At 65.9% G+C, this 12,319-nt stretch carries 11 protein-coding genes; 6 read left to right on the forward strand and 5 right to left on the reverse strand.

The window, feature by feature from the left end; translation table 11 throughout:
- Nucleotides 1-71: 71 nt before the first annotated feature.
- The 4 genes from H8M03_RS11750 (at nucleotide 72) to H8M03_RS11765 (ending at nucleotide 3,558) form a co-directional block, all read left to right on the forward strand.
- Nucleotides 72-1,094 carry a 2-oxoacid:ferredoxin oxidoreductase subunit beta gene (locus H8M03_RS11750; protein ID WP_187479609.1) on the forward strand — a complete coding sequence of 341 codons (1,023 nt, stop codon included), beginning with the start codon at nucleotides 72-74 and terminating at the stop codon, nucleotides 1,092-1,094.
- Between the two features lie 7 nt (nucleotides 1,095-1,101).
- Nucleotides 1,102-1,767: a spermidine synthase family protein gene (locus H8M03_RS11755; protein WP_187479610.1), complete on the forward strand. Its 666-nt coding sequence runs from the start codon at nucleotides 1,102-1,104 to the stop codon at nucleotides 1,765-1,767.
- A 30-nt stretch (nucleotides 1,768-1,797) separates the two neighbouring features.
- Nucleotides 1,798-2,718 (forward strand): metal-dependent hydrolase, encoded by a 921-nt coding sequence (locus tag H8M03_RS11760; RefSeq protein ID WP_246448891.1) that lies wholly within the window; start codon nucleotides 1,798-1,800, stop codon nucleotides 2,716-2,718.
- Nucleotides 2,719-2,859: 141 nt separating this feature from the next.
- The gene (locus H8M03_RS11765; protein WP_425506850.1) at nucleotides 2,860-3,558 is read left to right on the forward strand and encodes an energy transducer TonB; all 699 of its coding nucleotides are present in this window, start codon (nucleotides 2,860-2,862) and stop codon (nucleotides 3,556-3,558) included.
- On the opposite strand, the gene H8M03_RS11770 is transcribed toward H8M03_RS11765, so the two are convergent.
- Nucleotides 3,555-4,271 (reverse strand): SDR family NAD(P)-dependent oxidoreductase, encoded by a 717-nt coding sequence (locus tag H8M03_RS11770; RefSeq protein ID WP_187479613.1) that lies wholly within the window; start codon nucleotides 4,269-4,271, stop codon nucleotides 3,555-3,557. The two genes, H8M03_RS11765 and H8M03_RS11770, sit on opposite strands and share 4 nt — an antisense overlap.
- A 13-nt stretch (nucleotides 4,272-4,284) precedes the next feature.
- Nucleotides 4,285-5,733 carry an amidophosphoribosyltransferase gene (gene purF, locus H8M03_RS11775; RefSeq protein ID WP_187479614.1) on the reverse strand — a complete coding sequence of 483 codons (1,449 nt, stop codon included), beginning with the start codon at nucleotides 5,731-5,733 and terminating at the stop codon, nucleotides 4,285-4,287.
- Nucleotides 5,734-5,928: 195 nt separating this feature from the next.
- On the opposite strand from purF, the gene H8M03_RS11780 reads away from it, so the two are divergent.
- Both H8M03_RS11780 and H8M03_RS11785 read left to right on the forward strand, forming a co-directional pair.
- Complete coding sequence (locus tag H8M03_RS11780) at nucleotides 5,929-6,282, forward strand: MerR family transcriptional regulator (protein WP_425506851.1); 354 nt, start codon at nucleotides 5,929-5,931, stop codon at nucleotides 6,280-6,282.
- Entirely contained in the window at nucleotides 6,282-8,078 is a 1,797-nt protein-coding gene (locus H8M03_RS11785) for an acyl-CoA dehydrogenase C-terminal domain-containing protein (protein WP_187479616.1), read from the forward strand. The genes H8M03_RS11780 and H8M03_RS11785 overlap by 1 nt, the downstream gene beginning before the upstream one ends.
- Nucleotides 8,079-8,087: 9 nt before the next feature.
- Here H8M03_RS11785 and H8M03_RS11790 read toward each other — a convergent pair whose 3' ends face one another.
- From H8M03_RS11790 to cysK, 3 genes are all read right to left on the reverse strand, one after another.
- Complete coding sequence (locus H8M03_RS11790) at nucleotides 8,088-8,477, reverse strand: acyl-CoA thioesterase (RefSeq protein ID WP_187479617.1); 390 nt, start codon at nucleotides 8,475-8,477, stop codon at nucleotides 8,088-8,090.
- A 59-nt stretch (nucleotides 8,478-8,536) separates the two neighbouring features.
- The gene (locus H8M03_RS11795) at nucleotides 8,537-11,239 is read right to left on the reverse strand and encodes a putative bifunctional diguanylate cyclase/phosphodiesterase (protein WP_187479618.1); all 2,703 of its coding nucleotides are present in this window, start codon (nucleotides 11,237-11,239) and stop codon (nucleotides 8,537-8,539) included.
- A 96-nt stretch (nucleotides 11,240-11,335) separates the two neighbouring features.
- Nucleotides 11,336-12,262: a cysteine synthase A gene (cysK, locus tag H8M03_RS11800; RefSeq protein WP_187479619.1), complete on the reverse strand. Its 927-nt coding sequence runs from the start codon at nucleotides 12,260-12,262 to the stop codon at nucleotides 11,336-11,338.
- Nucleotides 12,263-12,319: the final 57 nt, after the last annotated feature.

Genomic DNA, 12,319 nt, shown 5'->3' on the forward strand with positions numbered 1-12,319 from the left:
GATCAACCCAATCCCGATGATCGCGATGCTGATCGTGGTCGTGGTCCTTATTTTCTGGCTGATGTAGGCACATGAACGACGCAACCCCCATCCCGACGACCACCGCCAAGGACTGGGCGTCCGACCAGGAAGTGCGCTGGTGCCCGGGCTGCGGCGATTATGCGGTGTTGAAGGCCGTTCAGCGGACCATGCCGGACCTTGGCGTGGCGCGGGAAAAGACGGTGTTCATTTCCGGCATCGGCTGTTCCAGCCGCTTTCCCTATTACATGTCGACCTACGGTTTTCATACGATCCACGGCCGCGCGCCGGCGTTCGCGACCGGGGTCAAGCTGGCCAACCCGGAACTGGACGTGTGGATCATCACCGGCGACGGCGATGCGCTCAGCATCGGCGGCAATCACACGATGCACGTCATCCGCCGCAACCTGGACACGCAGATCCTGTTGTTCAACAATGAAATCTACGGGCTGACAAAGGGGCAATATTCGCCAACCTCGCGCATCGGCACGCGCAGCCCATCGACCCCGTTCGGATCGGTCGACCGGCCGGTCAATCCGTGCATGTTCGCTTTGGGGTCGGGCGCCCGGTTCATCGCGCGCGGCATCGACGTGCACAAGAACCTGCCCGACGTGCTCAAGGCGGCGCACGCGCACAAGGGCGCCAGCTTCGTCGAAATCTATCAGAATTGCATCGTCTACAACGACGACGTCTTTGCCGCCTTCACGCAAAAGCAGAACGCACCGCATGCCCAGCTATGGCTGCAGGCGGGCGAGAAGCTGCTGTTCGACGGCGGCGCCAAGGGCCTGGCGCTGGACACCGAGGCGCTGGCGCTGAAGGTCGTTGCTGGCGACGATCCCGCGGTCATCGCCCATAACCCGAAGAACCGCGGCATGGCGGCGATGCTGATCGAGATGCAGCAATCCGAAGGCTTCCCGGTCGCCCTCGGCGTCATTTACGAAGATCCGCGCCCGACCTTTGAAAGCGCGGTGATCGAGCAGAACGCCAAGGCCGCCGAAGGCAAGGCCCCGGACCTGCAGAAGCTCGTCAGCAAGGGCCAGACCTGGCAGGTGCTGAAGGAACCGCGCGCGGAGTGATCCGCCCGTGATCCCGCGCCAGCGCGTCGCTTCGGCCCACATCCCGGGCGGCGGCGAGATGACCCTGTACCGCCGCGGCGATGACCACATGATCCTGGTCGACCGCGAAGAATTGATGTCGACCCGAATGGGCGGCTCCGAAGAAGCGCTGGCGACGATGACCGCTGAGCGGCTGGGCCGGCGGCCCGCCCAGCGCTGGCTGATCGGCGGCTATGGCATGGGCTTCACGCTGCGCGCGGCGCTCGGCGTCCTGCCCGCGGATGCGCGGATCACCGTCGCCGAACTGATGCCGGAGATTGTCGATTGGGCACGGGGGCCGATGGCGGCGCTGACCGGCGCCAGCCTTGACGACCCGCGCGTCACGGTCCGCATCGGCGATGTCGCCGACAGTATCGCTCAAGGTCCGTGGGACGCGATCCTGCTGGATGTCGACAATGGTCCCGACGGCCTCGTCCGCGCCGACAACGACCGGCTGTATAGCGCAGCGGGCCTGGTCGGCGCGCGCGGCGCGCTGGCTCGCGGCGGCATCCTCGCCATCTGGTCCGCCGCGCCCGACCCGGCCTTCGCCAAACGGCTTGCGGCGGCACGCTTTCGCGTGGAAGAACAAGGCGTGCGCGCCCGGGCCAACGGCAAGGGACCGCGCCACGTCATCTGGTTCGCCACTCCCGCCTAAAAGGTTCGCTTGGACAATCTCACGCACTCAATGGCCGGCTGGGTGCTTGGCCAGGCCGGACTGAAGACCGAGAGCCGCAAGGGGCTGGCGGCGCTGATCCTTGGCGCGAACATGCCGGATATCGACGTCTTCTTCGGCTGGGTGCCGTGGGAACCCTTGTCGATCCATCGCGGCTTTACCCATGGGCTGGTCGGCGGCGTACTGGTCATGCCGCCGATCCTGGCCGGGCTGTTGCTATTGCTGGACCGCTGGCAAGTCGGTCGCGGCACGGTGTTTCGAAGCGGGCTGGAAATGCGGCCGTGGCGGCTGCTCGCCTTATGTTATGTCGGCGCGATCACGCACCCCATGCTCGACGTGCTGACGACCTATTCGGTGCAATTGCTGTCGCCTTTTTCCAGCGGCTGGTACCATTCCGACGGGCTGTTCATCATCGACCTATGGATCTGGCTGTTCGTCGGCGGCGCGATTTTCTGGTCGAAGCGGCGGGAAAAGCGGGGCGGTGCGTGGCGCACCCCGGCACGAACCGCGATTGCCGTGACGCTGGTCTATATCGCCGCCAACCTGGCGATCAGCGCCCGCGCGGGTGCGGACGTCCGCGCCTGGGCCGGCCAGCGCCCGGTGGATGCGATCTTCGCCTCGCCGCCGCCCTTTTACCCGTGGCGCCGCGACATGGTCTGGCGCGAGGCCGCCTGTTACCGGCGGGCGAGCTACAGCCCGGTCGCCGGCCTCGGCTCCGTCGGCGGCTGCGAGCCGACCGGACTCGACGATCCGCTGGTACGCCGGACGATCGCCGGATCGGCCAGCCTGCACAAATTCCTTAAATGGTCGATCCTGCCGCAGGCGCGGGTCGAACGGTCAGGCTGCGACGCCAGGGTTTACGTCGGCGACGCGCGCTACGGGCCGCCTGGCCAGTCGCGGCTGGCGCGGGAAACGACGCTCAAGACCTGTTGAGGCCGCGCCGGCCGGTAAAAGATAGCGGCAACAAGGAACCTTCAACAAATCCAATATGTTGGGTTTACAAGCGAGCCATTCCGGCCGCTCTTCCGGCATTGCGGTGACCTCCTTCGTCCCGGTTCGGACGAACCGAGGAAAATGCGAGTGTCCTACGCCCAACAACGTCAGATCGGATCCAACCGCACGGTCGCGATCATCGTCGTCGCCCTGATTCACGTCCTGCTCGGCTACGTCATCGTCACCGGGCTGGCGTATAATGTGATCAAGCAGGCGGCGAACGACCTGAAGACGTTCGACGTTGTCGACGAACCGCCGCCGCCGCCGCCGGAAGAACCGCCGCCGCCGCCGCCCGAAAGCCGGGTCGAAACGCCGCCGCCGCCGATCGTGTCGCCGCCGCCGATCGTGCGCACGCGGACGCCGCCGCCGTCACCGGTCCAGGTGGTGCGCGAAGCGCCGCCGCCGGTGATCACGCCCCGCGCTACGCCGGCGCCGCCCGCGCCTCCGGCCCGTCCGGCACCGCCGCCCGCTCCGGTCGTGAAGGCAATCCCGCCGCGCAGCGCTTCGGGCGATCTGCAGAACCTGTTCCGCGGCGACGATTACCCCGAAGGCGCGGCGCGCGACAATGAACAGGGTTCGGTGACCGTGCGCCTGACCGTCGCCACCACCGGCCGGGTTTCGGATTGCGCCGTCAGTTCGTCGAGCGGATCGCGGTCGCTGGACACCGCGACCTGCCGCGTGTTGCGCAGCCGGGCCCGCTTTACGCCCGCCCGCGACAGCAGCGGCAACCCGACCACCGACAACGTCACCCAGCGCATTCGCTGGGTGCTGGAAGGCTAGCCCTCGACGCGCACCCGCTGGCCGGTTGGGACGTCCGCCACAAGCCGCGCCGCGATGAACTCGCCCACGACTTCAGGCGGCTTGACGTCTTCCGGCTCCTCACCCGGAAAGGCCAGCGAACGCATGCGCGTGCGCGTGGCGCCGGGATCGACGACATGGACGCGAACCTTGCCCGACCGTTCCGTTTCGTCGCCGTACGCGAGAACGAGGTTTTCGAGCGCCGCCTTGGACGATCCGTACCCGCCCCAGAAGGCGCGCGGTTCGTGCCCGACGGACGAGGTAATGGCGACGACGTCGGCCCGCAGGGCGCGGCGCAGCATTGCATCGAACGAGGCGATCAGCCCCTGATTGGCGATGACGTTCAGCGTCAGGATGCGGGCATATTCCTTGGCATCGATATGTTCGACCGGAGTCAGCGACCCAAGCATCGCGGCGTTCAGCACCAGGATGTCGAGTGCTTCCCACCGTTCGCCGACCGCGGCCGCCAGCCGGGCGATGGATTCGCCGTCGACCAGGTCGACGGGCGCGATGGTCGCGTTGCCGCCCGCGGCGTGGATGCGGTCTTCGACCTCCTCCAGCGATGCCGTGGTGCGGGCGACAAGGATGACGTGCGCACCGGCCCGGGCCAGTGCCTCGGCGGTGGCGGCGCCGATGCCGCGGCTGGCGCCGGTGACGAGCGCCAGCTTGCCGGAAAGGGGCGCGTCCTCGCTCACTTACTGCGGCGGCCTAGCGGCTGGCGACGAGCGACAGGCCGCGGCCGGCCGGGCCCTGACCCTGGTCGGTCAGCGTGGTGGGATAGTCGCCGGTGAAGCAGGCGTCGCAACGCTGCGGGTCGTTCGAATTGCGGGCGTCGCCAAGCGCCCGGTACAGGCCCTCGATCGAAATGAAGGCGAGGCTGTCGGCGTTGATATAGTCGCGCATCTGCTCGACGCTCATCTGCGCGGCGAGAAGCTTGGCCCGCTCCGGCGTGTCGACCCCGTAAAAGCAGCTGTGCGTCGTCGGCGGCGAGGCGATGCGCATGTGCACTTCGCGGGCGCCGGCGTCGCGCATCATCTGGACGATCTTCAGGCTGGTCGTCCCGCGCACAATCGAATCGTCGATCAGCACCACCCGCTTGCCGTCGATCAGCGAGCGGTTGGCATTGTGCTTCAGCTTGACGCCAAGGTTGCGCACTTCCTGGTTGGGCTGGATGAACGTCCGCCCGATGTAGTGCGACCGGATGATGCCCAGTTCGAACGGGATGTTGGACTGGTTGCTGAACCCCAGCGCCGCCGGCACGCCGCTGTCGGGCACGGGCACGACCAGATCGGCCTCGACCGGCGATTCGATCGCCAGCTCCGCTCCGATGTTCTTGCGCACCTGGTAGACCGACGTGCCGTCGACGATCGAATCGGGGCGCGAGAAATACACGTGTTCGAAGATGCAGGGGCGGGGGTTGGCCGCTTCGAACGGGCGGAAGGACCGCAGCCCGCTCGCGTTGACGACCAGCATTTCGCCCGGCTCGACATCGCGGACGTAGCTGGCGCCGATGACGTCCAGCGCCACCGTTTCCGACGCGAAGATGGTCGCTTCGCCAAGTTTGCCCATGACCAGCGGCCGGATGCCGAGCGGATCGCGGCAGGCGATCAGGCCCTGTTCGGTCAGGACCAGCAGCGAATAGGCGCCCTCGACCTGCTTCAGCGCATCGACCAGCCGGTCGACGGACGTGGTTTCATGCGATGTCGCGACAAGGTGGATGATCACTTCGGTGTCGCTGGTCGACTGAAAGATCGAGCCGCGGCGGCTGAGCGTGCGGCGAAGCTTCATCGCGTTCGACAGATTGCCGTTCTGCGCCAGCGCGAAGCCGCCGTCGTTAAGCTCGGCGAACAGCGGTTGCGCATTGCGGATGCCCGCGCCGCCTGCGGTGGAATAGCGGACATGGCCGATGGCCGACCCGCCCGGAAGCTTCGAAATGACGTCGTCGTCGCCGAAATTGCCGGCGACTTGGCCAAGCGCGCGATGGGAATGGAATTGCCCGCCGTCGAAGCTGGTGATGCCTGCGGCTTCCTGCCCGCGGTGCTGCAGCGCGTGCAGGCCAAGCGCGACAAAACTGGCCGCGTTGGCCGCGCCCCACAGGCCAAATACGCCGCATTCTTCACGCAGCTTGTCGTCGTCGAAAGGATTCGTGGTCAGCATCGTTCCCGGCTCTTTGCTGGCAGGGCTCGTATATAGGGCGGCTTCGGCGTTTGTCGCCCCCAAGCCCGGCAAAAAAGGCTCGGTTCGACGATTCCACGGATTTGCGGCGGCGCGCGAAGCCGGTTGACCTTTACGTGAACGTAAAGCTAATGCTGCGCGATGGACAGCCCCCGGCGCCCCTGGTCAATCGGCGAAATGTGCGACGCCTTTGAGGTCACGCCGCGGGCCCTGCGGTTCTACGAGGACGAGCAGCTGATCGCACCGGAACGGCGCGGGACGGCCCGGCTCTATTCCGATCGCGACCGCGCCCGGCTGACCTGGATCCTGCGCGGCAAGCGCGTCGGGTTCAGCCTCAACGATATCCGCGAAATGCTCGACCTGTACGACCTTGGCGACCATCGCCGGACGCAGCGGCTGGTCACGCTCGAACGCTGCAAGCAGCGGATCGTGACCCTTGAACGGCAGAAAGCCGATATCGACGCCACCATTGAAGACCTGAAAAACTTTGTCGCCCAGCTTGGCGACGACAGCAACGCAGAGGACGCCTGATGCCAACCTATACCGCCCCTATCAAAGACACGCTCTACGTCCTCGACGACGTGCTCCAGATCCAGAATCATTCGAACTTGCCGGGTTTCGCCAACGCGACTCCGGACATGGTCGAAGCGATCCTTGCGGAAGGCGGCAAGTTCGCGGCCGAAGTCCTGCAACCGCTGAACGCGGTCGGTGACGAGGAAGGGTGCAAGCGCAACGACGACGGCAGCGTCACCACCCCGCCGGGCTTCAAGGCGGCGTTCGACAAGTTCCGCGAGGCCGGCTGGCCGACGCTGACGGCGCCGGAAGAATTCGGCGGGCAGGGCCTGCCCAACGTGATCGGCACCGCGCTCAGCGAATATCTGCTGTCGGCCAACCACAGCTTCGAAATGTACCAGGGCCTGACCTCGGGCGCGGTCGCCGCGCTCTACATCAAGGGCAGCGATGAGCAGAAGCAAACCTACCTGCCCAAGCTGGTGACCGGCGAATGGACCGGGACGATGAACCTGACCGAACCGCATTGCGGCACCGATCTCGGCCTGTTGAAGACCAAGGCCGAGCCCAACGACGACGGCAGCTATTCGATCACCGGCACCAAGATTTTCATCTCCGCCGGCGAACACGACATGAGCGATAATATCGTCCACATGGTCCTCGCCAAGCGCAGCGGCGCGCCCGACAACGTCAAGGGGATTTCGCTGTTCGTGGTGCCCAAGTTCATCGTCGATGAAAACGGCAACCCGGGCGAGCGCAACGGTGTCAGCTGCGGCTCCATCGAGAAGAAGATGGGCATTCACGGCAACGCGACCTGCGTGCTCAATTACGACGGCGCTAAGGGCTGGCTGGTCGGGGAGCCCGAAAAGGGCCTCGCGGCGATGTTCATCATGGTCAACGGCGCGCGCCTCGGCGTCGGGCTGCAGGGCGTTGCGCAGGGCGAAGTCGCCTATCAGAACGCCGTCGCTTATGCGCGCGACCGCAAGCAGGGCAAGGCACTCAAGCCGGAGGACCGCGACGAAGGCGCCAAGGCCGATCCGCTGTTCGTCCACCCCGACGTCCGCCGCATGCTGATGCAGATCCGCGCCTGGAACGAGGGCGCCCGCGCCCTGGTCCTGTGGGGTTCGCTGCAGGTCGACCTGTCGCGCAAGTCGCAGGACGCGGCGGAGCGGGAGCAGGCGGAAGACCTGCTCGGCGTGCTGACCCCGGTGATCAAGGGCTATCTGACCGACAAGGGCTTCCAAGCGACGATCCTGGCGCAGCAGGTGTTCGGCGGGCACGGCTACATTCGCGAATGGGGCATGGAACAGTTCGTCCGCGATGCCCGCATCGCAATGATCTACGAAGGCGCCAATGGCGTGCAGGCGATGGACCTGGTCGGCCGCAAGCTGCCCAAGGACGGCGGCCGCGCAATCCGCACCTACCTGGAGCTCGTCGGGCGGGAGATCGGCGAGGCCAAGGCGGCCGGCGATCCGGCCGGCGTGGCTGCGGCGCTGGAACCCGCGCTCAAGGACTTGCAGGCGGCGACCATGTGGCTGGCGCAGAACGGCATGCAGGACCCGAACAATGCGGGTGCGGGCGCGTATCCGTACATGGAATTGATGGGCCTGGTGACGCTCGGCTGGATGTGGATGAAGATGGCGGGCGTGTCGTCCAAGGCCCTCGATGCGGGCGCTTCGGACAAGCAGTTCCACGAAGCCAAGCTGGCGACCGCGCGCTTCTATGCGCAGCGCGAACTGGTCGAATCGCCGTCGCTGCGGCGCAAGATCGAAGCCGGCGCCGAAACCGTCATGGCGCTGCCCGAAGAGGTCTTTTAGGAAAAGCGCCTAGCGCGTGAGGAAACGATCGACCACGCTCCGCGCCAGGCGCGCGGGGCGGTGGCTCGTCGCGTCGAGGCAGCACCAGCAGCTCTTGATCTCGGCCAGCACATCCTCGCCGCGCATCACCACCGTAGTGAAATAGGCGCGGGCGCCCTTGACCTTCTCCGCCACCACGTCGGCAACGACGATATCGTCGAGGAACGTAGGCTTGCGGTAGGTAATCTCATGCTTGAGCGCGACCCACAGGTGACGGGCCACGGCGTCCGCCGGAGCGCGCGTTTCCCAGTAGCGGACGACCGCGTCCTGCACCCATTTCAGGTACACGTTGTTGTTCACATGGCCCATGTGGTCGATGTCGCTTTCGCGAATGTCGATCGGGAATTGAAAAGCGGCCATGTGCTTGAGAATAGGCAATCAAATACTATTCACAAGCCTGTAAATAGATCGACCTGCAATTATCCTTCGGCGGCGCGCTGGGTATCGCGACGATCGATGAAGTGCGGCATCAGCATGGTGACATCGTTGCCCTTGGCCTTCTTCGGCGCCAGCCGGCCGAGTTCAAATTCGCCGTCGAACTGCAACCCGAACTTGTTCGCGCCGGCCCATTTGACCGTGCCGATGACCGGACCGACACCGACGATGTCGATTTTCAGGTGGGTGCCCGGCGCCACCGGCCGGTTGCATTCAACCAGCGCGCCGGTGACCGAGATGTTGCGCAGGCGAAGCTCCTCCTCGACGCCGTCCACGATGGCGATCGCGCGGCGCATCAGGCGATGGCGCGGTTCGCGCAGGCACTGGAAGCCGTCGGCCTCGACCCGGCTGCGGTTGGCGACTTCGCGCGCTTCTTCCGGTTTTGCCGGGCGGCCGAAGATGTACCCCTGGACGTGGGAGCAACCGAGCTCGCGGATCAGCGCCAGGTCGTCGTGGGTCTCGACGCCTTCGGCGCAGGTTTCCATCTCCAGGCTTTCCGCCAGCGTGACGATGGCGCGAATGATGGCGCTGTTGCGGTTAGTCGGCGAAGCCGCGCCGCGGACGAAGCTCTGATCGATCTTGATCTTGTCGAACGGCGCCTTCTTCAAATAGCCGAGCGACGAATAGCCGGTGCCGAAGTCGTCCAGCGCAAGGCGCACGCCAAGGTTCTTGAGGCGGGCGAACGTTTCGTCGGCGCTCTCGCCTTCGGCCAGGAACACGCCTTCAGTGATTTCCAGCTCGACTTGGCCGGGGTTGATGCCGCTGTCGTCGATCGCCTTGGCGATGGCGTCGACGATGCCCGGGTCGTTGAACTGGATCGGCGACAGGTTGATGGCGATGCGCACATGGCTTGGCCAATGGGCGGCTTCCTTCAATGCGGTTTCCATCACCCAATGGCCGATGCTGCCGATGAGGCCGCATTCCTCGGCCAGCGGGATGAACTTGGCCGGTGAGATCGGGCCGCGGACGGGGTGGTTCCAGCGGACCAGCGATTCGAAGCCGGACACCTCTTCGGACGCGGCGCGAACGATGGGCTGGTAGTTTACTTCCAGCTCGCCGCGGTCGATCGCCTGGCGCAGGTCGTTTTCAAGCGCCTGGCGGTCGGCGGCCTCGCTGTGCATCGACGGTTCGTAGAAGCAATGTTTGCCGCGCCCGGCCGCTTTGGCCGCGTACAGCGCGAGATCGGCGTTGCGAATGAGGCTGTCGGCGCAGGCGCGGCCGGGGTCGCCGATGGCGATGCCCACCGATGCGCCGATCAGCACGCGGTGGCCTTCGATCTTGTAGGGCCGCGAGACCTGTTCGATCAGCGTTCGCGACAGAGATTCCAGCAAGCCGATATCGACCGTTCCGGGCAGCACCGCCTTGAACTCGTCGCCGCCCAGACGGCCGACCTGCCCATGATCGCCCATCACCGATTTCAACCGTTCGGCGACCTGCCGCAGCAACGCGTCGCCGACCGGATGGCCAAGCGTGTCGTTGACGTTCTTGAACCGGTCGAGGTCGATCAGGAACAGGCTGCAGCCCTTGCGCCGGTGGGCGGCGTTGCGCAGCGCTTCTTCCAGCGTCTGCCGCATCATCGCCCGGTTGGGCAGGCTGGTGAGCGAGTCGAAGCGGGCGAGGCGGGTGATCTCCTGCTCGCTGCGCCGTTGTTCGGTCAGGTCGGTGCCGATGCCGCGAAAGCCGAGGAACCGGCCGCGCTCGTCGAACACCGGGTTGCCCGACAGCGACCAGTGAATATCGCGGTCGCTGGCGGCGCGGACGATGACGTCGGAAAAGGGGAAGCGCGCCGACAGGTGAAAGCCCAGCGTCTTGCGCTCTTCGATGCCGGCGCTGCCTTCGGTTTCGACCGACAGCAAAGCGGTGAATTGGCGGCCGAGCAATTGCGCCGCATGACACTGGAAATCGTCCGCGAGCTGCTGCGACACGTAGGACAGGGTGCCTTCCGGGTTGGTTTCCCAGAACCAGCCGCGGCCGCTGTTCTCGAACTCGTCGATGAAGGTCAGCGCCTTGCGCGCTTCGGCGTCGAGGTTGAGCCTGCGGCGGGTGGTCGCGATGTTCGTCTGTGTGGTCGCAACGCTGTAGGCGACCAGCGAAAACGACAGGATGGCGATGCCCACCGGCACGATCGGCGAGGGCGAAAAGAAGGCCGATGCGGCGGTCGCGACGAAGGCGTTGACCACTGCCACTGGCGGAGAAACGACGGCGACGATCGCCGTCATCGCGATCCCCGCGCACGCCGCCATAGGGATCACCGGATCGTCGAGACCGACGTGGAGGATCACCGCCAGGCAGAACAGGGCCCAAACGACGCCGACAATGGCGAGGTAGATGCACATCGCGCGGGACACGGTGTGCGGCGCCAGCTCCAGCTCGAAGCGGCGGCGGAGCAGCAGGATCGCGATCGTGTCGGCAGCTGCGAGGATGATCAGCGGGACCAGCGGATTGCCCAGCAGGTCTTCGCCCAGCAGCGCCGGATGGCGGATCAGGCAGACGAGTCCGAGCAACGCGTGCGCGACCGCCAGCAACATCGCCGTATGGTCGAACAGCGATACGCGTGATTCGGCCAGCGAGCAGTCGTCAGGCGTTTCGGCGGTCTGGATGTCGAACCACAAGGCGTCGCGCACCGACGCCCGCTCCGGCGTGCGGGGCGGCTGGATTACGGCTTTGGCAAAACGCGCACGCGCCATGGGGTTCCCTCGCGGGAGGTCCCCCGCACATGCGCAGGTTTTAATCCACCGTGGATGAAAGCGCGCTCAACAAGGACGGTTAGCGCGCATTAACCATCAGGCTTCCGTGGGCAGGAACTCCGGCACCGAAAGGTACCGCTCGCCGGTGTCGTAGTTGAAGCCGAGGACCCGGGCGCTGTCGCCCAGCTCCGCCAGCTTCTTGCCGATCGCCGCCAGCGTGGCGCCGGACGAAATGCCGACCAGCATGCCTTCTTCCCGAGCCGCCCGGAGCGCCATCTTCTTGGCTTCGTCTGCGCTGACTTGGATGACGCCGTCGAGCGCGTCCTTGTCGAGATTGGCCGGGATGAAGCCGGCGCCGATGCCCTGGATCGGGTGCGGACCCGGGTCACCGCCGCTTATAACCGGCGACAGTTCGGGCTCGACCGCGAAGACCTTGAGGCCGGGCCATGCTTTCTTGAGGACGTGCGCGACGCCGCTGATATGACCGCCGGTTCCGACGCCGGTGATCAGCGCGTCGAACGGCTCGTCGCCAAAGTCCTGTAGGATTTCCTGCGCCGTCGTACGTTCGTGGACGTCGACGTTAGCCGGATTGGTGAATTGCTGCGGCATCCAGGCGCCGTCGTTCTCGGCGAGGATTTCCTCGGCGCGGGCGATTGCGCCCTTCATGCCCTTTTCCTTGGGCGTCAGGTCGAACTTCGCGCCATACGCCAGCATCAGCCGCCGCCGCTCAAGGCTCATGCTTTCGGGCATGACGAGGGTCAGCGGATAGCCCTTGACCGCGGCGACCATGGCCAGGCCGATGCCGGTATTGCCCGACGTCGGCTCGACGATCATCCCGCCGGGCTTCAGCTTGCCCGACCGTTCCGCGTCCTCGACCATGGCCAGCGCAATACGGTCCTTGATCGACGCGCCGGGATTGGACCGTTCCGATTTGACCCACACGTCGGCCTTGTCGCCGAACAGGCGGTTGATGCGAATGTGCGGCGTGTTGCCGATGGTCTCGAGGATATTGGCTGCCTTCATGGCCGTGGGTCTCCTGCGCGGCGGTTCGTTGCCGCTCGCCTATATGGGAAGCGCCAC

This window comes from Sphingomonas sabuli (assembly GCF_014352855.1).
GTDB lineage: Bacteria > Pseudomonadota > Alphaproteobacteria > Sphingomonadales > Sphingomonadaceae > Sphingomicrobium > Sphingomicrobium sabuli.